Origin of the sequence: Cellulophaga sp. L1A9 (genome assembly GCF_009797025.1) — a bacterium.
Taxonomy (GTDB): domain Bacteria; phylum Bacteroidota; class Bacteroidia; order Flavobacteriales; family Flavobacteriaceae; genus Cellulophaga.
On sequence record NZ_CP047027.1, the window covers coordinates 1,747,575 to 1,770,732 of the forward strand.

Here is a 23,158-nt window from a genome sequence, read left to right on the forward strand (position 1 = left end):
AAAAATTATATTCCTTCGTTTTTATTGAATGATACCATTTGCTGTACCATAAGCATTAGCCTATCTAAAAGGAATCCTATAATCCCGATAACAAACATGGCAACGATAATTTTAGCGTTAGAATCATTGGCGCCATTTTGAAACTCTTCCCAAACAAATAATCCTAAACCTGGACTTTGTGCCAACAACTCTATTGCAATTAGAACCATCCACGCCACAGACAATGTAATTCTCAACCCTGTAAAAATCAAAGGCAATGATGAGGGTAGAATTACTTTAAATATTTTCTGAAAGGTGCCTAATTTTAGCACTTTAGCCACATTGATATAATCTTTATCTACTGAGGAAACTCCCATTGCGGTATTCACCAATGTAGCCCACATAGAACACAAGCCAACACTAATAAACGAGATGACAAAAGCATTATCGGAGTTTGCACCGATGTACAAGGTTTTTACAATCATAAAAACCAACAAATACCATACTACTGGTGATACTGGTTTAAATATTTGTATAAACCAATTGAATGCACTTCGTAAAGACGGACTCAAACCAATCACAACTCCAATAGGTACTGCAATGATTAGTGCTAAGAGAAACCCTGCAAAAACAGTTTTAATACTCGTTAAAACAGTATCTACAAAGGATGCACGCCCCGTATAAATGATAGCATCTTTACCTTGTGCTACCAATTTTTCATTGGTAGCTGCCATTTTAGTAGCAAAAGCTTCTTTCTTCGCTTTTATAAGTTTATGATCTGCTATTAAAGACTGAAAAGAAGCCCAAACTTGTGTAGGAGAAGGCAGAGTATTGGGCTGGCAACTACTATCCCCAGATGCTATACACGCCTTTTCTGCATCTGCCGCTTCCTGACCTTGTTCTGATAAAGCTTTTTCAATTTTATAGGTAGCTTCTTTGTTGTATAATGCCTTTGATCCAAGGTGCCATAAGGCCAGGAACAAAAGAATAGATACCAGTGTAATTCCTGTTTTTTTCAAAGACTTTACTACAGCATCTTTTTCAAATTTCGCTTTGAACAGTGTAGCTATTGGCTTTAAAAATGTAATGCCTTGGCTTTCTTTTTCCAATGTGATTTCTTGTTTCATCTTTTGTTCTTTTCCTTGGTTATTGTACTACTTAATCTTTGTTACCGATTGCAAAACTGTTGATGTATCCTATAGGATCTTTTGCATCATAGGTAGTGCCATCAATAAAATCTGCAGTTGCTGGCTTATACCCATCTGTTGTAGGCACATCTGTTGCAGGAATTTTACCTTCAGCTACTAATAAGTCGGCTGCTTTTTTCCATACATCTGGTCTATAAATATCTTTAATGGTCTCTTCATACCAAGCTGCTGGTTTTGCATCAGGAATTTGCCCCCATCTGCGCATTTGAGTTAAAAACCAAATTCCGTCAGAATAAAAAGGATATGTTGCGTTATACTTGTAAAACACATTAAAGTCTGGCATAGAACGCTTATCACCTTTTTCAAACTCAAAAGTACCTGTCATAGAATTTGCCAAGACTTCTTCTGGCGCACCTACGTATTGTGACATAGATAATATTTTTACAGCTTCTGGTCTATTTGCAGGATCATCCAACCATTTTCCTGCTCTAATAAGTGCTTTTGTAACGGCTACTGCTGTGTTTGGGTTATCCTCAATAAACTTTTCTGTCATCACGAATACCTTTTCTGGATTGTTTTTCCAGATATCATAATTGGTTACCACTGGCACTCCAATTCCTTTGAAAACTGCTTGCTGGTTCCATGGCTCTCCCACACAGTACCCATAAATAGTACCTGATTCTAGTGTTGCTGGCATTTGTGGCGGAGGCGTAACAGAAAGTAAAACTTCGGCATCTATTTGTCCTTGCACATTTTCTGCGGTATACATTCCTGGGTGAATACCCGCTGCTGCTAACCAATAGCGTATTTCATAATTATGTGTAGATACAGGAAAAACCATTCCCATTTTAAAAGGTTTACCGCTGTTTTTGTATTCCGTAACTACTGGTTTTAATGCATCGGCTTTTATTGGGTGTACAGGATTTCCATCTTCTCCAACAGGTACATTTGGTTTCATTTTAGACCAAACATCATTTGAAACGGTAATTGCATTTCCATTTAAATCCATAGAAAAAGGAGTTACCAATTTAGCTTGCCTACCAAAACCAGCTCCCGCAGCAATAGGCTGACCTGCTAGCATATGTGAACCATCTAATTGTCCGTCAATAACACGGTCTAAAACATTTTTCCAGTTAGATTGTGCTTCCACAGAAACGTATAGTCCTTCTTCCTCAAAGAACCCTTTTTCTTTAGCAATTGCCAAAGGTGCCATATCTGTTAATTTGATAAAGCCAAAGGTTAGTTGGGGTTTTTCTATTTCTAAAGAATTCGCTTTTACTTCTTCTGAAGACGTTTCTTTTGCTTTCTTTTCTTTTCCTCCGCAAGCCGAAAGAAGCATAGCTGCCATAAAAGAAAAAGCCACTTTTTTGATTACATGTTTCATAGTTGATTATTTATAGTTTTCTACGTACTAATACTTAATAATGACAAATATATAAGTACTTAAACGGAAATTTCATGAATTAGCGCAGCACCAAACCTCTTTTTATCCCATAACAAAACCTGCTATAAAACATATTTTCAGCGTAACAGACTAGCATAAAGAGCATTAAAACAAAACACCAATTACGTAGCTGTACGTAATTGGTGTTTTGTGCTCTTACCACTATGAACTGATTAAAAATAAACCAGAAATAATTTGCGACTATAAATCCAGATAGAAGTTATGCTCCGAGATTTCTTTTTTGAGTAGGTCTACATTAGTAATGCCTACTTTTTTACCTTTTGTATGGATGAGATTTTCTTTTTTTAAGCTTGAAAATATACGAATGACTTGTTCTTCTGTTGTGCCTGCATAATCTGCATACTCTCTTCTACTTAAGGCAAGATTTAAAAATCCGTTGTAATCTTTAAATTTTCTGTGGATATATAATAAGGTATCTACCACGCGTTCCCTTACCGTCATTTGTGAAATAGATTTGACTTTTGCTTCACTTCTATTCAATTCATCGGCATAAAAAAGCATTAAATCATAGGCAAAACTAGCATTACTCTTTAGGGCTTTTTGTAATGTTTCTTTAGAGAAATAACAAAGCTCCGTATGTTCTAGCGCTATAGCCCCTATGGAATAATATTCTTCAGTACCAAAACCCCGGTGCCCAATAATTTCTCCTTCTTTTGCAAAACGAACAATTTGTTCCTTACCGTGTATTCCTGTCCTATATACCTTAACCTTACCTTTTAATATAAAGAAGAGCCCATTGACGGGTGCTCCCTCAATAATGAACTGTTGCCCTTTTTTACAAGTAATTTCTGTTTTTATAGTAGAAAATAGCGCTACTTGCTCTGAAGAAGTATTTCTATTGATCAGACAATTAGTGTTGAAACAACTTTCGCAAGCAGTATTCAAAGAATTGTATCTTTTTGAATTTACATTCCGTGTATGTGCTGTTAGCGTATTCAATATTTTTTACCCTATTATTTATCTGCTAATTGAATATTTAATTTTTCTGAAGGAACAGTCTCCTCTGAAGTGGCAAATTTTATCGCTAATGACAATAAAGACGCAACTAAAATGCAACCCCCAATCACAAAGTATCCTGCCGAAACTGCAGAAGCGGAAGCTAATGTTTGCGCTGCTTTTACAGCTTCTTCGCCCAGATTACTGTTTGCTGAAATAGCGCTACTTTCTGCAATAGCAGATTTTGACTTTAATAATAAGGCTGCAAAAAATGCTCCTACATTCCCCCCTGCACCAACAATCCCCGAAATAGAACCTATTGCTTTTTTATTAATAAATGGAACCACAGAAAATGTTGCTCCTTCTGCCATTTGCACCGTTAAGCTAAAAGCTATCAAAAAAATCATCCCTACAGCGAGACTTATTGTCATAGAAAAGAAAGACAGCATTATTCCTTCGGCAGCTAAAATAACTGCTAAGAAAATTACACGACCTCGCAAGCCTTTACTATTTCCAAATTTATCTCCAAAATAACCTCCAAGAGTACGGGCAAAAATATTCATTAAAGCAAAAGACAATACTAAATTTCCTGCGAACGATCTTTCTAAACCAAATCTATTTTGAAGATAGTCATCCATAGTCCCATACACGGTTAATTCAATTCCGAAACAAGCAGCATAGACTAAAAATAATATCCAAACTCTATAATCTTTTAATACACTAGCAAAAGATGCCTCATCTTTTTTCAAAATAGGCATTTCACCTTTTTCTTTCAATTCCGCAAAATTTCCGTCGGGCGTATCCTTTGTAAAGGAGTAATAAACAAAACCCATTGCAAGGCACAAAAGACCTGCTATAACCATAGAGTAACGCCAAGCAATTTCATCTGCCACACCAAAACCAACAACTGCCGCAGCAATTAAGGGCATCCCTAAACGGTTAGCTCCACCTCCTAAATTTCCCCAACCCGCAGAAGTTGCATTTGCAGTACCTACAATATTAGGAGCAAACATAATAGATGTATGAAATTGTGTAATTACAAAAGATGCTCCTATAAAACCTATAAAAAACCTACATACCAAAAACTGCATAGGGGTTTGCACAAAACCCAGTAATATTACCGGAATTGCACCAAACACCAATAAATAGGTATAACACAACCTTGGTCCGTATTTATCACATAATTTACCAACAGCCAAACGTGCAAACACCGTTCCTGAAACGGCTAATATAATTGAGTTCCATTTTTGAGACGGACTCAAGCCTAAATCTTTAACTACATCTGGCATAAAAGGAACGATCCCAAACCAAGCAAAAAAGCAAAGAAAGAATGCTAATGACGTAATCCAAAATGTCTTCATTTGAATACTCTTAAAATCACGGAAGTTTAGTTTCGTTGCTTTATTTGATGTCGTATTATTCATGTCTTTATTATTTTGAAAGTTATACTAGATTCCAACTACTTCTCAAAAATAAGTATAATTACGTATTAATACGTATATACTTAATTAAAAAAGGTTCGGTATACGTATTTTTATTAAAGTGTCAAGATTTTCATAGAAATTCTATCAAATAGAAAAAAAAGAGAAGCGTATATTAAAAATTTCATATTTAGAGAAGTATTTCAAATACCTATAAGTACTTAAAAATGAGATAATTCACCGATATATTAATCAGCATATGGATCAAGGCAGAACCAAAATGCTGATTATATCGGCTATAAACTGAATGAATTAAAAATTAGAATGAAGTACACGCTGGAGTTCTTCTTCAAAAAAAGAAGGATGCTCTGCCACAACATCTCCAATAACAATAATCCCTGGTAATGAAGTATTTATCTGATGCAAGCGCGCCTCCCTATTATATAAGGTACCTGTAATACAAACCTCTTTATCGAATGTACCGTTTTGAATGATTGCAAAAGGAGTGATGCCTTTTCTATATTTTGCTATTTCTTCAGCGATTTCATTAAACTTACGTACTCCCATCAATATCACTAAAGTTGCAGATGATTGTGCTGCCAATTTAAGATCTTGAGAAAAAGAGCCATCTTTTTTTGTGGCCGTCATCACCCAAAAACTACTGCTAATTCCTCTGCGAGTTACAGGAATTCCTTGACTAGCAGGAACCGAAATAGCACTAGTCAACCCTGGAACTACGGTTACCGGTATTCCAAAAGATGCTACATATTCTATTTCTTCACTTGCTCTACCAAATACAAAAGGATCTCCCCCTTTTAAACGAACCACATGTCCGTATTGGTAAGCATTTTCTACAATCAATCTATTAATATCATCTTGTGAAAAAGAATGTTCTCCACAGCGCTTACCTACGTATATTTTTGGAATATGCTCATCAATTTCATCAAGCAATTCTTGACTTATCAAAGCATCGTATAAAATTACTGATGCCTCTTGCAATACCTTGAAACCTCTTCTCGTGATAAGGTCGCTGCTACCAGGGCCTGCACCCACTAAACTAACTTTTGGATTATTGTTTGACATCATAATTTCTATTTTTTAAGGTGTAGAATTATTAATATGATAACAAACCTACGTATTTATTTTTATAAAATTACCTAAAATATACGTAATTATACGTATTTTTGCTTCATAACATGATAAACCCGTACGTATGAAAACCGTAATCGTAGTAGGAAATGGAATGGTAGGTTATAAATTTTGCGAAAAATTTGTAGCAAAAGAAACAAGTGAAGATTATAAGCTTATTGTTTTTGGTGATGAACCAAGACCTGCCTATGACCGGGTTCATTTAAGTGAGTTTTTTGAAAACCAAGATGCTAAAGCCTTAGAAATGGCTCCCGCAGAATGGTACGCCGAAAATGGTATAGAACTCATGGTAAACGAGCGCGTTTCAGATATTAATAGAGAAGAGAAAACTATTACTACCGCAAAAAATCGTGATTTCTCTTACGATTATCTTGTTTTGGCAACAGGTTCCTCTGCTTTTGTACCTCCTATTAAAGGCGTAGAAAAAAAGGGAGTCTTTGTATATCGTACCATTGAAGACTTAGAAGGTATGCTATCCTATGCAGCGGAATTAAAAGTAAAAAACCCCAATGCCAAAGCCGCTGTTCTTGGAGGCGGACTTTTAGGTTTAGAAGCAGGGAAAGCGGTCATGGATATGGGCTTAGAACCACATATTGTAGAATTTGCACCTAAGTTAATGCCTAGGCAGTTGGATTCTAGAAGTAGTCAAGTACTGCAATTAAAGCTAGAATCTATTGGTTTACATATTCATTTAAGTAAAGCAACCAATCAAATATTGGGAGAGGAAGCTATTACAGGAATGGAATTTGGCGAAGATGATGTGTTAGATGTAGAGATGCTAGTGATTTCTGCTGGGATTCGTCCTCGTGATGAATTAGGCAAGTCTAGCGGATTAAAAATGGGAGTCCGCGGTGGTATAACCGTTAATAATAAAATGCAAACTTCTGACGAAAACATCTATGCCATTGGAGAGATTGCCTTATACAACCAAATGATTTATGGTTTAGTGGCTCCTGGTTATGAAATGGCGACAGTTGCTGTAGATCAAATCACAGGAAAGACGGATAATGTAATGGCAGCTGAGATAGACATGTCTACCAAACTAAAACTTATAGGTGTTGATGTAGCTAGCTTTGGAGAACCATTTATGCCAGCTGCAAAAGGACACTCTGTTATATTTGAAAATAAAACACAACACTTATATAAAAGAATAAATGTAAGTCTTGATGGTAAAAAATTATTAGGGGGCATCTTAGTTGGTGATGCTTCTGATTATAGCATGTTACATCAAATATATTTGAATAGTATGCCTATTCCTTCAGATCCTTCAAAACTGATACTCCCTGCTGGAGATGGCGGCGCATCTTTTGGTAGTGCTATGGATTTACCAGATACTGCTGTGGTTTGTTCTTGTGAAGCGGTTACTAAAGGACAAGTTTGTTGCTCTGTAAAAGACGATGGCAATGAAACCGTTAAAGATGTTGCTAAAGCTACTAAAGCAACTACCGGTTGTGGTGGCTGTAAACCTATGGTGACCGATTTAGTGAACGAAACGCTAAAATCTTTAGGTAAGGTGGTCAAAGAACGCATCTGTGAGCATTTTGATTATTCGCGTCAAGAATTATATGACATCGTAAAAATGAAGAAGATTCATGACTACGATGAATTATTAGACACCCACGGAAAAGGAAACGGATGTGAAGTCTGTAAGCCTTTAGCTGCTTCTCTATTTGCTAGTATTTTTAACGAAACAGCTAACAAACAAGACACTATTCAAGATACCAACGATAGATACTTAGCAAACATACAACGCAATGGCACCTACTCTGTTGTACCCCGTGTTGCTGGTGGCGAAATTTCTCCAAAGCAAATGATTGCTATGGGTAGAATTGCTCAAAAATATGATTTGTATACCAAAATTACCGGCGGACAACGTATTGATATGTTCGGCGCCAAACTGCACGAATTACCATTAATTTGGGAAGAGCTCATCGCGGAAGGTTTTGAAACCGGACAAGCGTATGGTAAATCGTTACGAACCGTAAAAAGTTGCGTAGGTTCTACTTGGTGTAGGTACGGTATGGATGAAAGCGTAAGTTTTGCTATAGAAATAGAAAACAGGTACAAAGGCATCCGTTCTCCTCACAAATTTAAAGGTGGCGTTTCTGGTTGCATCCGTGAATGTGCAGAAGCACGTGGTAAAGATTTTGGATTTATCGCCGTAGAAGGTGGTTGGAACATATATATTGGCGGAAACGGCGGAGCTACTCCTAAACATGCCTTGCTGTTAGCAGAAAAGGTAGACAAAGAGACTGCTATTACATACGTAGACCGTTTCTTAATGTATTACATACAAACGGCACAACCCTTAATGCGTACTGCTGCCTGGTTAGATAAACTAGAAGGTGGTATAGACTATGTAAAAGACGTGGTAATTAATGATTGTCTGGGTATTGTAGACCAATTAGATAAAGAAATGCAACATTTAGTAGATACTTACAAATGTGAGTGGAAAGAAGCCGTTGAGAATCCAGAAATTAGAGCAAAATATACACATTTCGTAAACTCTACAGAAGCAGATGAAAATATAGAATTTGTGTCTTTAAGAGAACAGAAAATGCCTGCTCCTTGGGCTTAAAATAAAATACATCACATAATGTTGAACGAAAAGCTAATAAAATGATAGATTCAATTTTAAAAGAATACAATACAACTTCTATTGAAAATGTAACAGTGTGGTTTAAGGCTGCTGCCGTAACAAAATTTCCAAAAAATGGTGGTGCTTGCGTAAAGTACAATGAAAAACAAATAGCAGTTTTCAACTTTACACGAGAAGATAAATGGTACGCGTGCCAAAACTTATGTCCACATAAAATGGAAATGGTGCTTTCTCGCGGAATGATTGGCGAAGATATGGGTACTCCAAAAGTAGCTTGTCCTCTGCATAAAAATACCTTCTCTCTAGAAACAGGAGAAAATTTAAATGGTACCTTATCTGCTATTTCAACTTATCCTGTAAAAATAGAAGATGGTTTTGTGTATATTGGTTTTTCTGAATAGCTTTGGAGCAAACCCTGAAATATTATGGCATCATCGGATAAACTAGAAAAAGCTTTTATACTTTTTGATAACGCAAACGAGCAAGACCCAAATAAAGAAATTTATGAAGGTAAAGAATATGCTAAAGAAGTACTCTATGCCATCCGAATGACTAAAAAGTTAAACGCTTTTGCTCCTGATGCATCAGAAGTATTACAACTTACCGCTAGGTGCCAACACATTTGCCGATGGGAAATTCCTCGAGATTCCTATGAAATGAATAGAGCTGGCTACTTAACATGGCGCCAAGACCTAAAAAAATTCCATGCTAAAAAAGCAGGAGAAATACTTGAGAATGTTGGCTACGACCAAACAACAATTGATCGTGTCGCATTTTTATTAGAGAAAAAACAACTTAAAAAAAACGAAGAAACCCAAACGCTAGAAGACGTAATCTGTTTGGTGTTTCTTGAATATTACTTTGAGCCTTTTGCCCAAAAATATTCAGAAGAAAAACTGATTGATATTTTACAAAAAACATGGCGTAAAATGTCTGAAGTAGGTCAAGAAGCGGCATTAAAACTTCCTTTATCTGCAAACTCTTTAGCCCTAGTGGGGAAAGCATTACAAGGCTAAATCTTAGATTTTATACGTTTATCAGTATCCATATCATGAGCAAAACAAAATTTGAGCGACCGCTAGACTCTTCTACCTTTTTGAGAATTCGAAAATGGTATTTGCTTGCTCTAGCCGGAATTGCACTTACTATTATTGTAGCTCAAATTTTAATACAAGTACATTTAAATTCTCAACTAGACGATTCTAGAGTTATTAACGTTGCGGGTAGACAGCGTGCCTATAGTCAGAAATTAGTAAAAGAAGCGCTTCTATTAAAACAACCTGGCTCCGATAGGAAACAAATACTAACGGAATTAAAAAAGACCATCACAACGTGGAAAATATCTCACGAAGCACTGCAATTTGGGAATGATTCTATGGGGATTCAAAAGGAGACCCATCAAGATATTCTAGCGCTATTCAAGAAAATTACTCCTTACCATACTGCTATGATTACGGCCGCAGAACATGTCATTACGGAGGAAGAAAAACAAATTGAACGTAGCCCAGAAATTAACCAAAAAAATATTCAAACACTACTTAATAACGAACGCACTTTTTTAAGGTTGATGGATGTTATTGTTAACGAATATGATAACCGGAGTAAAACACAACTTGAAAATTTAAAGTTTAAAGAATACCTATTACTTATTTTTTCCTTGTTAATTCTAGTTTTAGAAATCGTCTTTATTTTTAAACCGCTCTCTCTTCAAATTAAAAATACTATTTCTAGACTGATGAAAAATCAGCTAGAATCTGATACCAATACCGATAAAATTCAACAACTGTATCAAGAAAAAGAAAAGTCGTTAAAAGAACTGCAAGAGCTTAATTTTGTTATTGATAATGCAGCGCTGTTTGCCAGTGCCAAAAATGACGGGAGTGTGGTCTTTATCAGCAAAAAATTTCAGGAACTTTTAGAGTGTACTGATGAAGATTTATCAAAACCCCTATCCGAACTACTCACCACTAACGAAGGTCAACAACAATATTTAAAAGAAGTTTTAAAAAGCAATAGGAAGACGATCCGAACCGAAGAAATTAATGTAGAAACACAGGGAGCTGAGACTATTTGGTTAGACATGTCTATTATTCCGTTGCATGAATCTAGTAAAAAACAAAGCGTCCTTATTCTTTGTTCTGATATCACAGAGCGGAAACAAAACCAAGAAAAAGTTGAGCAGCTTATTAAACAAAATTTTGAAGATAAAATACTTCAAAAAAAGGTGCAAGCGAGTCAGATTGTTGAGGGTCAGGAAGAAGAACGGAAACGTATTGCCAAAGATATTCATGATGGAATTGGCCAGATGTTAACTGCGTTAAAATTTAATATAGAATCTATTAACCTAGATAATAAAGACAAAACGGCAGAAAAAATAGCGTATTTGAAAACACTTTGTTCCGATTTGATCAAAGGGGTTAGAACAGCTACTTTTAATTTAACGCCACCAGAATTAAAAGATCATGGTATTATTCCTGCTTTGCAGAAAATGACTTCTGAACTAGCTAAATTAACAGGCAAAAATATTCTCTTTGATAATAAAACCGAAAAATTCATTCGTTTTGATTCGCTCGCCGAAACCAACATCTACAGGGTGGCACAAGAGGCTGTAAATAACGCTATAAAATATGCAGAAGCCAATTACATCTTATTAAGCATTAAATACACAGACAGTGTCCTGAGTATTGTTATAGATGATGACGGCAAAGGGTTTGACCAAAGTCTTCTTGAAAAAATGCCAAAAAACACTAGTGAGGGAGGTATGGGGCTTTTTTATATGAAAGAACGTATCAGTTATATTAACGGCAGGTTATTTATAAATTCTATTCTAGGTCAAGGCACCCGAGTTACTATTAATTATAAAACTACTGCACCAGAAAAAGAGGTACATTTAGTTTCCTAAATTATCACCAATGAAAATTAGAATTAAAGGAAATACTTTAAGATATAGACTCACAAAAAGTGATGTAGAAACCTTTTGTAAAACAGGTTTTTTAAGTGAGAAAACGTCATTTGCAACAACTCAATTTTCTTATGAATTAGTAGCAAAAGAAGGTATCTCACAACTAGAGGCAGATTACACCAACAACACCATCACCTTATATTTCCCTAAAGAAGACACTAAAGATTGGGCTACCAATAATACTGTAGGCTTTGAAAACATCCATACCACCTCAGCTGGTGATGCAATAAGTATTTTAATAGAGAAAGATTTTATTTGCATGGATCAACCATTAGAAGATCAAGCTAACCATTACCCAAACCCTAAGCTTTAAAAGTCAACATTTGTTATTTTTAGACCCTAAACACAAAGGATAGCACATAGAATAGATAAATTTATTTCTACAACAAACAGGCTAAACATTAAATAAAAGTTAAATTATAGTCTACAAAAGACTATTTATGTTTTGTTTAACAAGAAAACTTAGAAAATAAACCTTAATTGCTGAGGCATAGCTCCTAACGTTTATTAGAAACTATAAGTTTTGCAAAAACTAACCACATCCAAGTAATTGGACACAACTAGCGCTCCTTGAAAACAAAACTACTCTACTCCGTATTCATTATTCTTTTTATTTCGAACAGCCTATCAGCAAAAGAAAAACGAAATTTTATCCACAAAAAATCCACGCCTCATCAGGCAGAAAAATATACTGTAAGTGGTTATATAAAAGAACAGGGTAGTGGTGAAAATTTATTTGGAGTCTCTGTTTATATTCCAGAATTAAAAGTGGGTACCATCACAAACGAATATGGCTTTTTTTCTTTTACCGTACCAAAAGGAAAGCACACTGTAATCTTCTCCTATATAGGTTTTACCTCCCAGACCAAAGAAATTGATTTGAATGCTGACTTGGAAGTATTCGTAAATTTAATAGCATCGTCTGAAGCCTTATCTGAAGTTGTCGTTATAGCTGACCAGAATGTTAAAGAAAGTAAAGTAACGCAAATGAGTGCTGTTCGTCTTAACCCTATGGATGTTCAAGATCTTCCTGCATTACTCGGTGAAAAAGACGTTTTAAAGACCTTACAACTCTTACCTGGCATTCAAGGAGGGTCAGAAGGCAGCTCCGGATTTCATGTACGCGGAGGAACACCAGATCAAAACTTAATAATTCTTGATGATGCTGTGGTGTATAATTCTAATCACTTGTTTGGTTTCTTTTCCGTTTTTAATGGTGATGCTATCAAGTCCGTAGAAGCTTTTAAGGGTGGTTTTCCTGCCCGCTATGGCGGCAGATTATCTTCTGTCATAAATATAGGCATGAAAGATGGCAATAAAGAAAAACTCTCTGGAAATATAAATATTGGATTAATTTCATCATCCGTTGTACTTGAGGGGCCAATTAATAAAGGGAAGACATCCTTTATCATGAGCGGAAGACGTACTTATGCCGATTTAATAGTGCAACCTTTTCTTAATAAAGATGAGAATGGCGGTTATTTTTTTACAGATTTAAACTTTAAAATACATCACGTCTTTAGTTCAAAAGATAAATTATATTGGAGTAATTACTATGGAAAAGATAAATTTTACAGCAGATATCTTGATGAAACAGCTAAAGAAAAAACAAAATTAGCTTGGGGAAATATTACCTCAACCCTACGCTGGAATCATCAATTTAGTAATAAACTATTTGCTAATACTTCTCTTATTTTTAGTAACTACGAATTCAAAATTAATATTGACAATGAAGATTTACAAATTGATGAGTATGATGAAAACTACTTATTTAATACAAGCTCTGGTATTGATGATTATTCTATAAAAACAGATTTTGATTACTACCCAAATAACAACCACAGTGTAAAATTTGGAGCTATTGCAACAAGACATAATTTTACCCCTCAAAGAGTTGTAATCAAAGATCCCTATAGTGGTACTATTAACAAAATACAAGAACTCAATTCTTTTGAAGGTGCAGTATACCTAGAAGATGATTGGAAGGTTACCGATAAGCTTAATTTTTCTCCTGGTTTCAGGGCCAGTTACTTTAACTATAAAGCAGAAAATTATTTAAATTTTGAACCTCGCATTGCCTTGTCGTATAATTTAAGACCTGATTTAGCATTCAAAGCATCTTATTCTAAAATGAATCAATACATTCATTTGTTATCAAGTTCAGGCATTGGTTTACCAACAGATTTATGGGTTTCTTCTACAGATAATGTAAAGCCTCAAAGCTCAGAACAATATGCTATTGGAATTGCAAAAGATTTCCAAGAAAAAGACTATTCATTATCTGCTGAAGCTTACTATAAAAAACTAGACAATGTAATTTCTTATAAAGAAGGGGCATCATTCTTAGCACTTGACAATTTAGAAAGTGGGAAAAACATAAATTGGGAAGAGAATATTACCACAGGGCAAGGGTGGGCCTATGGTACAGAGCTTCTTTTTAGAAAACAATCAGGGCCTTTAACTGGTTGGTTGGGCTATACACTTTCCTGGTCTGAAAGACAATTTGATGAACTAAATTTAGGAAAGAAATTCTTTGACCGCTATGATCGCAGACATGATATATCATTAGTAGGTATTTATAAGCCTAGTGAAAAAATAACCTTATCTGGAACCTGGGTGTTATCTACAGGTAATAATTATACGCTTCCTAACTTACAACGTTTGAATAATTTAGGAAATTTTCCAATCAATACGAATTACGATTATTTTAATGGAAATGAAGAATTTAGTTCAGGTAGAAATAATTTTAGAGGAGAAACTACCCACAGACTAGATTTAGGAATTCAATTTCATAAAAAGAAAAAGAACAACAAAGTGCGTACTTGGGGAGTGTCATTATACAACGCATACTCTAGACAAAATCCGTTCATTTACACCCTCGATGATAAATATTACGATTACAATGACCCGGATGCCACTTCAGAAAAAGAGTTAACCAGAACCTCTGTACTTATGCTCATACCTTCTATAAATTACAACCTAAAATTCTAAGTTTATGAAAACATTAATCACCATACTGTTTTTTATTTTAATCGTATTCTCGGGATGTCAAAAAGTTGTAGATGCTGACAAGTTATTAGATGCAGAAGAAAAAGTGTATATAATAAGTTATATATCTCCTACAGATACTCTTTTAACCGCAAGCGTTTCTAAAGCACTACCTGCTATTGGCACACCACTAAGCTTTGATGACATGGAAAATTACACGTCTTTTATTATTGAAGACGCTATAGTAAGCATAGCTGATGTTGAAGGGAATTCTGTACAGCTTCTATATTCTAATGAAAATTCTATGTATTCTACCAATGCAGAAAATCTTAAAATAACAGAGGGAAGTCAATATTTTTTAGAAGTAATTACACAAGGAGAAACCTATACCTCAAGTTGTAAAATTCCTAAAAAAGTAGCTACTATTCTAGAAAACCTCGCTACAGATCGTGATGAATACGGTGTCTATACGGATGTAGATATAAGTTTTAAGGATATAGTGGGTACTGCAAATTTTTATATTGTTGGTGCCAAATACGAAGAGACATTTGAAGAAGATATATATCAAGGCTCACTACAATTTGAAACGGGTGGCTTTCTAACAGATGCTATCGGAGATGGTGTTATTTTAAATGATAAGACGTCTGCGTATACAGGGTCTTTAGAAGAAGGAACTTCTGTAAAACTAACGTTACAAGTAGCGAACGTTGAAGAAGTAATTTATCAAAACTTAAGAGCCACCTACCTAAATGACGACTCCGACGGGAATCCTTTTATTGAATATAGTATTGCACCAGACAATATAGATGGAGAAAATGGAGTTGGTGTTTTTGGCGGATATCAACTGACTGAAAAAATCATAGAAGTTCAATATTGACAAAAAAGTAAGCGCCTAATAATTTAAAAATAATCCCTTTGCTGCTATTTTTAACTTTATAGCTTCCATTTCATTTACAGTGGCCGTATACCCAATATCAAAAAGTTCTTGAGTTTTCTGAATATCAAAAATACCAAAATGAAAAGCATCTTGAATTTCTATGGCATGGTCACACATTTTTAGTCTAGGCTCAACATTGGTACGAATAGCTAATTGAAGGCAACGGTGTGCAATTTCTAATCGGCTATTTACTTTCTTTCCTTTTTCTAGACCACTCACATTAGAACCAAATACAAACTGGCATTTTTCTTTGAGGACATCTACCGGTAAATTATTTAAAATTCCGCCATCTACATACGTATTGCCATTAAAGTTAAATGGTTTAAAAATTAATGGAATAGCACAAGAAGCCATGACTGCTGGTAATAACTTTCCTTCACTCATAATTTCATTTAATCCAGAATCTAAATTTGTAGCCGATAAAAAAAGAGGCGTTTGCAATTCTTCAAAATCATACTTTATATGATAATACAGAAACTCTTTTAAGCGAGACATATCTCGAATGGACTTAAATCCTAATCCTAATTTAAAAATGTGCAGAAAAGAAGCCGTTTTTGTTAATTCTAAAATTTCTATTGGCGCATACCCTGTACAGTATAAGGCTCCAATAACAGCACCACCGCTTGTACCAGAAACATGGGTGGGAAAAATTCCATGGTCATTTAAAGCCTGCAATACTCCTATATGAGCAGCGGCTCTAGCTCCGCCTCCAGATAGTGCAATACCTATAGTTGTTTTTATCATTTTGATTTTAAATTTAACTGTTTCATGATATCTTCTAGCATCTCTACTTGTACTTGCTGAATGGTTAACAGTTCTTGCTGTTGGTGTATTATTAAATGATCTATTTTCTCATGTAGCGTTCTAATTTCTAGCTCTGCTTTTAAATTAATCATGTAATCTTGCTGGTTTCTTTCACGATCTTTTTCTTCTTGCCTATTTTGGCTCATCATAATTACTGGTGCCTGCAATGCCGCTAAACAAGAGAGTATTAAATTTAGTAAAATAAAAGGATAGGGATCAAAGCCCTTATTAAGAAGAAATACAATATTGGAGGTAATCCATACTGCAATGAATAAACCAAAAATAATTATAAATTTCCAACTTCCGCCAAAGGCAGCAACAACATCTGCTAGCCGTTGACCTACCGAATAATCTGCACCATCATCAACATTACTTTTAATCGTAATAATCTCATTATTGGCAATGGTTTCTAGGACATCATTTTCCAAATTAGAGAGCTCTCCTACTTCTTTAATTAGGTAATTGGACAAATACTTTTGTCGGTAAAAATTTAATTCAGATACTGCTATAGTACTTTTTTTAGTGAAGCTAGGGTAATCTTTAAGGATAATATCAAAGATTGATTTTCTAATTGCTGCCCCTATAAATTTTTCATTAATCGGAAACTCTTTTTTTGAAATAGTACTCACAAAGGTTTTCATTATCATACAATTACGGTTATTAAAAATAATCTTTTCTTTTAAGTCTATTATCAAGCTTGGTATGAATGTTTACATATCTTTGCCTCTTTTAAAAAAATGAATACATACTTTTCAACCATACTTATTTTCTTTTTTGGCTTCAATCTTTGTTTTAGTCAAACAAGATATAAAGACGATATTTTTTCTGATGTTAGGACAAGAACACTAGTGTATGCAGATACGTTAAAGTTAGATTTCTATGATGTAAAAAAAGATCGTGAACAATTAAAACCACTTGTAATCATTGTTCACGGTGGTGGTTTTGTTGCAGGTCAAAGAAATGGTGGTGATGAAAAAGGGTTGGGTAGGGCATTGGCAAAAAAAGGATACGCAGTAGCCTCCATTGACTACCGTTTATCCCAAAGAAAACAATCTTTTGGGTGTGATTATCGAACCTCTCAAAAAATGAGAACATATTTAGAAACTGCTGCAGATTTAAATAAATCTATTTGGTATCTCACTAATTATTCTAAAAGTTTTAATGTAGACCCTAATAATGTAATTCTTGTAGGGAGTAGTGCTGGTGCAGAAATGGTTCTCAATACTGTAATCATGAAGAATCACTATTTATTTAGAACTATTTACTATAGCAATGCAAAAATTAAAGGGATTGTGAGTTTTGCTGGAGCAACTTTAAATAACGACTACTTAACAAAAGAAAACGCAGTTCCTATGCTATTCTTTCATGGTAAATTAGATACTAAAGTACCTTATGCACTTGCAGCACACCATAATTGTGACGAACGTTCTGATGGATATGTGCTTCTTGATGGGCCTAAAATTATTACCCAAAAACTTAAAGAGCTCAACCAATCCTATTCCCTATATGTAGATATAGAAGGCGGACATAATTGGGCAGAATGGGGATACTCTTATAAAGATATCATTACCAAATTCTTATATGAAAATGTATTACACGGAGTAAAAATTCAGACCATAGAGACCATAACTCCGCCTATAAAAAAATAAACCTAGGCGCCATCTTGCGCATATATTTTAGTCAACAAACCATATAATTCAGGATGCTTTTCTTTTAATTTTTCAGGCTGATTAAAGAAATACTCGCTGACTACACTTAAAAACTCTACCTGACTTGTAGCACCATAAGGGTTTATATCTGAGTCGTTTTCTTTAATTTTTTCAATTTCTTGATGCATTAAATTCAGCCATGGGAGAACAAATTGTTGCCGCATGATGCTCTCAGGAAGACCATCTACCGCGCCATCTGCCTTATCTATCAAATGTACAAACTCATGAATACCCACATTGCTTTTGCTATTTTCAATGGCAAATCCTGCTCGTAAAGCTGGTAGCGATAGAATCATTAATCGATTCATATCACCAGAACCCACTTTACCTAAAATATTACGTTTTTCTCCTTCGGTTTGGTGGTCTTCATTAAATGAATCTTTATACAATAACACTTCATTAATATTCCGATAACGCAATTCGGGAAACCCAAAAAGAGGAATCACAGCACTAGAAGCAACCAAAAGACGATCACTGTCATCAATCTGTATCTTTACCCCTGTTATGGTTACCGTATTCAAGAAATAAAGTACATCTGCTTCAAATTTCAATTTATCACCTGCATCCAATTCATTATAAAACTGAACTTTCTTATCTAGTATTTTTTTCCATGCATCAGGAAAAATATTTAGTTTATAGGTCTTTTTCTTTACCCAAATTCTCCAAATCATATACCCCAAAAAAAGAATTGGGAGCAACCAAGCAATTGAATATGGCATTGATTTTATTCTTTCTGATTTATTTCATTGATTAGATTAGCGACTAAGGAAGTCCAACCCGTTTGATGCGATGCACCTACGCCCCTACCATTATCACCATCGAAATATTCATAAAAAAGAATTAAATCTTTAAAACCTTCTCTTGAGTATATCTCTTTATGCAAGGCATGAACAATACGATTGTCGTCTTTGTCTTTTTCAAAAATTGAAATTAGCCTTTTGCTTATTTCAATACTAATCTCATTTAAGTTTAGCTTATTCTTACTCCCTGCAGGGTATTCAAATTTTAAATTAGCTCCACCATAGTTATGGTGTTCTTTTAATGCTTGAATAAATAAATAATTCATTGGAAACCAAACAGGACCTCTCCAGTTAGAATTACCTCCAAATAATGAGGTTGTAGATTCGTTTGGTTCGTAACTAATATTATAATTTACCCCATTGATATCCACATTATATGGTGTTTCGTGAATTTTAGAGAGAGAACGAATCCCGTAAGAACTCAAAAATTCTTTCTCATCTAAAAGCACATTCACTAACCTTGTAAGTCGATCTTTGGGTACTAATGAAAGCAACAAATCATCACCATCTGCATATTCCTGAACCACAGGATATTTCAGTGTTTTCATTCTATGGTTTTTAAACCACTGAACGGCCGTATTAAATTTTGGTAGTTTTTCTAAAGTTTCTTTTCGAATACAAAGTACCGCTGCGATAGAAAGCATTCCTGCAATAGAACGCACTTTTATAGAGGCAGAACCTCCATCAGGGAAAAGTAACTTATCATAGAAAAAACCTTCTTCTTCATCCCATATACCTTCGTTTTGAAGGCTTAATTTGTTTAATGCTTCTGCTATAAAAACAAAATGACCAAAATATTTAATAGCCATATCATCATAAGAATCATCTTCTAAAGCCAATTCTAAACTTATTTCTAACATATTTAGACAATAGAGTGCCATCCAAGAGGTGCCATCTACCTGTTCTAGTGTACCGCCTCCAGGCACGCCATGACTACGATCAAAAACACCAATATTATCAAGACCTAAGAATCCGCCTTCAAAGACGTTATTCTGACTTCCATCTATTTGGTTTACCCACCACGTGAAGTTTATGGCAAGTTTATTAAACATTTTCTTTAAAAATCGTAAATCGCCTTTACCTGTTTTCTCTTTATCGGTCTTATAAACATTTAAGGTTGCCCATGCTTGTACCGGTGGGTTTACATCGCTAAAATTCCATTCATATGCAGGAATCTGACCGTTTGGAGCCATATACCACTCTTTGGTAAATAATAACAGTTGATGTTTTGCAAAATTAGCATCTACTAATGCCATGGTCACACAATGAAAAGCAGAATCCCAAGCGGCATACCAAGGGTATTCCCAAGCGTCTGGCATCAACATAATATCATGATTCCGCAATGTTTTCCAAGAATTGTTTCTGCCAGATAATCTTTCTACAGCTGGAATAGAGGTTTTAGAATCTCCTAACAACCATTGTTCTACATCATAATTATAGTAATTTTTAGACCATAACATTCCTGCCAATGCTTGCCTTTGTATTTCTTTATGATCAACATCGCCAATTGTAGCCTTGTAAAAATCGTCACACTCTGCCACTCTTGCATCAAAAACGGTATCAAATTCAGCACTAAATGGTTTTTCAACAGCTTCTTTCGTAAAACGAAGTTTGATAACTTTAGTCTCTCCTCCTTTTAAATTAAGCTTATATAAGGGTGAGAATTTAGTTCCTTCCGTACGCTTTGTAGCTATTTTATAATCGTTTGAAGTCACTGCTTTATGGAATAAATCTTTTTTATAAGGATGATCGTTTTTCGCTAAATAAACGCTTTCCATATTGGTTTCATTCTCCGTAAAAAGTAATTCTGTGGCTTCTTCAAAATACAAATTATAATTGCCTACAAAACAGTGTTCTACCTTTACAAAAGGAGTACCATTCTGTGTTTGTTTTTCAATTTTTGGCTTTTTAGGCATTTCCTTAAAATCCCAATAATTACGAATCCATAAGGTTGGTAGTAAATGCAAAGGAGCCGCTTTTTTACTCTTATTATTTACAGTGATTTTTATTAATATATCTTCATTGTCTGCCTTGGCATACTCTGTAAAAACATCAAAGTATTCATCGTTATCTAAAATTCCAGTATCTAGTAATTGGTATTCTAATTGTGTTCTATTTCTTTTTGCATTCTCATCCACCAATTTCGCATATGGAAATTCATTCTGAGGATATTTGTACAGCTGTTTCATGTACGAATGCGTAGGTGTATTTTCAAGGTAATAGTACAACTCCTTTACATCTTCACCATGGTTCCCTTGTGGTCCCGTTAACCCAAAAAGACGTTCTTTTATAATAGAATCTTTTCCGTTCCACATACTTACCCCAAAACAGATATTACAGTAACGATCAGAGATGGCTGCAATACCGTCTTCGCCCCACCTGTACACTCTACTTCTAGCATGTTCATGAGGAAAATAGTTCCAAGCATCTCCATTAGGGCTATAGTCTTCTCTAACGGTACCCCATTGGCGTTCACTCACATAAGAACCCCATTGCATCCAATCTTTTTGTTCAGAATAGTTTTCTTCGAGACGTTTGTGTTCTTCTGTAGTATTATTCATGTATGATGTATCAAATTATATGCTACTGCACGATAAAGAACGTTAAATTGCGCTTTATCATATGTAGGCATCACATAAATATACTAATGTTTAAGGCTTGTTATAATATTCTAAAATTGGAAATTGGTATTATTATCGAAAAACTATTTTTTTTTGAGTTTTTTGATAAATTATTTTTTTTGCCTGACGGAATTTTCTTTTAGCGCAGCCTTAAAAGCTTCACAAGTATCAAAAACCCGCAATTAAAAGCAACTATTAGGTTAAATCCCAAACCAACGGAAGGACAAAATATACAAATAAGGTTAAGATAAGAATGGATATAATATTCATCCAAATACCCTTTTTCACCATATCTTCTATTTTCAGGTATCCAGAACCAAAGACTACTGCATTAGGTGGCGTAGCCACAGGAAGCATAAAAGCGCATGAGGCTGCTACAGTTGCACTTATCATCAAATAATAAGGATGTACCCCTAGCGTTGGAGCTAAAGAGATGAGTACGGGCAATAACATAGCCGTTGTTGCTATATTGGAGGTTATTTCTGTTAGAAAATTTACCGCAAAAATTAATATTAGTATTAAAAATATAAACGGAACGGACTCTAATGCAATTAGTTTATTCCCGATCCACAAGGCTAAGCCACTTGTTTCAAAACCTAATGCCAAAGCCATACCTCCACCAAATAATAACACCACACCCCAAGGAAGTTTTACAGCATCTTCCCAAGAAATTAAGCCTTCTTTTTTCTTACTAGAGGGTAGAACAAATAACGCTATTGCGAAAAATACGCTAATAATGGTATCATCTATTTGTGGGATAAGTTTCTGAAGTAAAAAAGATCTTGTAATCCATGCAAAAGCAGTACAAACAAATACCGCTAAAACCATCTTTTCATCATAAGACATTTTACCCAATGCTTTTAATTGTGCATTTATTTCTTCTCTACCCCCAGGGAATTCTTTTTGTTCAAATTTAAACGCAAATTTTGTCAAATATTTCCAACATAAAAACAATAAAATAAGAGCTATAGGAAAGCCAAATACAAACCATTGATAAAATGTTATTTCTACTCCAAAAGTGGTTTGCACAACACCCGCAAGCACCAAGTTTGTTGGGGTTCCTATTAAGGTAGCAATGCCTCCAATAGATGCACTATACGCAATTGCTAACATTAAAGCCTTACCAAAGAGTACGTTTTCATTTTTTATAGTGTTTGGATTATCACGCAATTGCGATACAATGGCCATCCCCATGGGTAGGATCATAACGGTTGCTGCTGTATTTGAGATCCACATCGATAAAAGCGCAGTCGCTATCATAAAACCAAGAATAATATTGATGATATTAGTGCCAACAATTTTTATGATTGAAAGTGCAATTCTCTTATGGAGGTTACATTTTTCGATAGCAATAGCTAAAATAAAACCTCCTACATATAGGAAAATATATTTATGGCCGTAAGATGCAGTAGTTTGCATTAAGTCTAAGCCACCAGATAATGGAAAAAGTACAATAGGCAATAATGCAGTCACCGCAATAGAAATTGCTTCTGTAATCCACCAAATTGCAATCCAAGCAACTGAAGCCAGTATTGCTTTTGCTGTTTGATCTAAACCTTCTGCGTTAAAAAAGAAAAGAATATAGAAAAAAGCAAGTGGCCCTAAAATTAACCCAATACGTTCTTTTGAAATTTGCATAG

At 34.9% G+C, this 23,158-nt stretch carries 18 protein-coding genes; 8 read left to right on the plus strand and 10 right to left on the minus strand.

The window, feature by feature from the left end:
* Window positions 1-5: 5 nt before the first annotated feature.
* The 5 genes from GQR94_RS07495 to cobA form a co-directional block, all read right to left on the minus strand.
* Entirely contained in the window at window positions 6-1,106 is a 1,101-nt protein-coding gene (locus GQR94_RS07495) for an ABC transporter permease (protein ID WP_158974904.1), read from the minus strand.
* Window positions 1,107-1,137: 31 nt separating this feature from the next.
* Window positions 1,138-2,511, minus strand: a complete 1,374-nt coding sequence (locus GQR94_RS07500; RefSeq protein ID WP_158974905.1) for a CmpA/NrtA family ABC transporter substrate-binding protein — start codon at window positions 2,509-2,511, stop codon at window positions 1,138-1,140.
* Between the two features lie 261 nt (window positions 2,512-2,772).
* Window positions 2,773-3,477, minus strand: coding sequence for a Crp/Fnr family transcriptional regulator (locus tag GQR94_RS07505; protein ID WP_158974906.1), 705 nt, complete (start codon window positions 3,475-3,477; stop codon window positions 2,773-2,775).
* 68 nt (window positions 3,478-3,545) lie between these two features.
* Window positions 3,546-4,952 (minus strand): MFS transporter, encoded by a 1,407-nt coding sequence (locus GQR94_RS07510; protein WP_158974907.1) that lies wholly within the window; start codon window positions 4,950-4,952, stop codon window positions 3,546-3,548.
* 309 nt (window positions 4,953-5,261) lie between these two features.
* Window positions 5,262-6,032, minus strand: a complete 771-nt coding sequence (gene cobA, locus GQR94_RS07515) for a uroporphyrinogen-III C-methyltransferase (protein WP_370458294.1) — start codon at window positions 6,030-6,032, stop codon at window positions 5,262-5,264.
* Between the two features lie 130 nt (window positions 6,033-6,162).
* Between cobA and nirB the strand changes: the two genes are divergently transcribed.
* From nirB to GQR94_RS07550, 7 genes are all read left to right on the plus strand, one after another.
* The gene (nirB, locus tag GQR94_RS07520; protein WP_158974909.1) at window positions 6,163-8,676 is read left to right on the plus strand and encodes a nitrite reductase large subunit NirB; all 2,514 of its coding nucleotides are present in this window, start codon (window positions 6,163-6,165) and stop codon (window positions 8,674-8,676) included.
* Window positions 8,677-8,717: 41 nt separating this feature from the next.
* On the plus strand, window positions 8,718-9,098 hold the full coding sequence (gene nirD, locus GQR94_RS07525; RefSeq protein WP_370458278.1) for a nitrite reductase small subunit NirD: 381 nt from the start codon (window positions 8,718-8,720) through the stop codon (window positions 9,096-9,098).
* Window positions 9,099-9,122: 24 nt separating this feature from the next.
* A complete protein-coding gene (locus tag GQR94_RS07530) occupies window positions 9,123-9,713 on the plus strand; it encodes a DUF4202 domain-containing protein (RefSeq protein ID WP_158974910.1) in 591 nt (196 codons plus the stop codon).
* A 35-nt stretch (window positions 9,714-9,748) separates the two neighbouring features.
* The gene (locus GQR94_RS07535) at window positions 9,749-11,599 is read left to right on the plus strand and encodes an ATP-binding protein (protein WP_158974911.1); all 1,851 of its coding nucleotides are present in this window, start codon (window positions 9,749-9,751) and stop codon (window positions 11,597-11,599) included.
* A gap of 10 nt (window positions 11,600-11,609) precedes the next feature.
* A complete protein-coding gene (locus GQR94_RS07540; RefSeq protein WP_158974912.1) occupies window positions 11,610-11,972 on the plus strand; it encodes a hypothetical protein in 363 nt (120 codons plus the stop codon).
* A 257-nt stretch (window positions 11,973-12,229) separates the two neighbouring features.
* Entirely contained in the window at window positions 12,230-14,650 is a 2,421-nt protein-coding gene (locus tag GQR94_RS07545; RefSeq protein WP_158974913.1) for a TonB-dependent receptor, read from the plus strand.
* 4 nt (window positions 14,651-14,654) lie between these two features.
* Complete coding sequence (locus GQR94_RS07550) at window positions 14,655-15,524, plus strand: DUF4249 family protein (RefSeq protein ID WP_158974914.1); 870 nt, start codon at window positions 14,655-14,657, stop codon at window positions 15,522-15,524.
* A gap of 15 nt (window positions 15,525-15,539) precedes the next feature.
* Here GQR94_RS07550 and GQR94_RS07555 read toward each other — a convergent pair whose 3' ends face one another.
* Together GQR94_RS07555 and GQR94_RS07560 are read right to left on the minus strand one after the other, a co-directional pair.
* Entirely contained in the window at window positions 15,540-16,328 is a 789-nt protein-coding gene (locus GQR94_RS07555; RefSeq protein ID WP_158974915.1) for a patatin-like phospholipase family protein, read from the minus strand.
* Entirely contained in the window at window positions 16,325-17,029 is a 705-nt protein-coding gene (locus GQR94_RS07560; protein WP_158974916.1) for a DUF1003 domain-containing protein, read from the minus strand. Before GQR94_RS07560 ends, GQR94_RS07555 begins: the two co-directional genes overlap by 4 nt.
* A 96-nt stretch (window positions 17,030-17,125) precedes the next feature.
* On the opposite strand from GQR94_RS07560, the gene GQR94_RS07565 reads away from it, so the two are divergent.
* Window positions 17,126-18,037 carry an alpha/beta hydrolase gene (locus GQR94_RS07565; protein WP_158974917.1) on the plus strand — a complete coding sequence of 304 codons (912 nt, stop codon included), beginning with the start codon at window positions 17,126-17,128 and terminating at the stop codon, window positions 18,035-18,037.
* A gap of 2 nt (window positions 18,038-18,039) precedes the next feature.
* Here the strand turns inward: GQR94_RS07565 and GQR94_RS07570 are convergent, their stop codons facing one another.
* The 3 genes from GQR94_RS07570 to GQR94_RS07580 form a co-directional block, all read right to left on the minus strand.
* Window positions 18,040-18,816, minus strand: coding sequence for a zinc-dependent peptidase (locus tag GQR94_RS07570; protein ID WP_158974918.1), 777 nt, complete (start codon window positions 18,814-18,816; stop codon window positions 18,040-18,042).
* A gap of 5 nt (window positions 18,817-18,821) precedes the next feature.
* A complete protein-coding gene (locus GQR94_RS07575; protein WP_158974919.1) occupies window positions 18,822-21,458 on the minus strand; it encodes a glucosidase in 2,637 nt (878 codons plus the stop codon).
* A gap of 255 nt (window positions 21,459-21,713) precedes the next feature.
* Window positions 21,714-23,156 carry a DASS family sodium-coupled anion symporter gene (locus tag GQR94_RS07580; RefSeq protein WP_158974920.1) on the minus strand — a complete coding sequence of 481 codons (1,443 nt, stop codon included), beginning with the start codon at window positions 23,154-23,156 and terminating at the stop codon, window positions 21,714-21,716.
* Window positions 23,157-23,158 lie beyond the last annotated feature (2 nt).

Bases quoted from the DNA above. Each gene is read 5' to 3' on its own strand.
- GQR94_RS07495 (WP_158974904.1), bottom strand. From the start codon at position 1,106: ATGAAACAAGAAATCACATTGGAAAAAGAAAGCCAAGGCATTACATTT.
- GQR94_RS07500 (WP_158974905.1), bottom strand. From the start codon at position 2,511: ATGAAACATGTAATCAAAAAAGTGGCTTTTTCTTTTATGGCAGCTATG.
- GQR94_RS07510 (WP_158974907.1), bottom strand. From the start codon at position 4,952: ATGAATAATACGACATCAAATAAAGCAACGAAACTAAACTTCCGTGAT.
- cobA (WP_370458294.1), bottom strand. From the start codon at position 6,032: ATGTCAAACAATAATCCAAAAGTTAGTTTAGTGGGTGCAGGCCCTGGT.
- nirB (WP_158974909.1), top strand. From the start codon at position 6,163: ATGAAAACCGTAATCGTAGTAGGAAATGGAATGGTAGGTTATAAATTT.
- nirD (WP_370458278.1), top strand. From the start codon at position 8,718: ATGATAGATTCAATTTTAAAAGAATACAATACAACTTCTATTGAAAAT.
- GQR94_RS07530 (WP_158974910.1), top strand. From the start codon at position 9,123: ATGGCATCATCGGATAAACTAGAAAAAGCTTTTATACTTTTTGATAAC.
- GQR94_RS07535 (WP_158974911.1), top strand. From the start codon at position 9,749: ATGAGCAAAACAAAATTTGAGCGACCGCTAGACTCTTCTACCTTTTTG.
- GQR94_RS07540 (WP_158974912.1), top strand. From the start codon at position 11,610: ATGAAAATTAGAATTAAAGGAAATACTTTAAGATATAGACTCACAAAA.
- GQR94_RS07550 (WP_158974914.1), top strand. From the start codon at position 14,655: ATGAAAACATTAATCACCATACTGTTTTTTATTTTAATCGTATTCTCG.
- GQR94_RS07555 (WP_158974915.1), bottom strand. From the start codon at position 16,328: ATGATAAAAACAACTATAGGTATTGCACTATCTGGAGGCGGAGCTAGA.
- GQR94_RS07560 (WP_158974916.1), bottom strand. From the start codon at position 17,029: ATGAAAACCTTTGTGAGTACTATTTCAAAAAAAGAGTTTCCGATTAAT.
- GQR94_RS07565 (WP_158974917.1), top strand. From the start codon at position 17,126: ATGAATACATACTTTTCAACCATACTTATTTTCTTTTTTGGCTTCAAT.
- GQR94_RS07570 (WP_158974918.1), bottom strand. From the start codon at position 18,816: ATGCCATATTCAATTGCTTGGTTGCTCCCAATTCTTTTTTTGGGGTAT.
- GQR94_RS07575 (WP_158974919.1), bottom strand. From the start codon at position 21,458: ATGAATAATACTACAGAAGAACACAAACGTCTCGAAGAAAACTATTCT.
- GQR94_RS07580 (WP_158974920.1), bottom strand. From the start codon at position 23,156: ATGCAAATTTCAAAAGAACGTATTGGGTTAATTTTAGGGCCACTTGCT.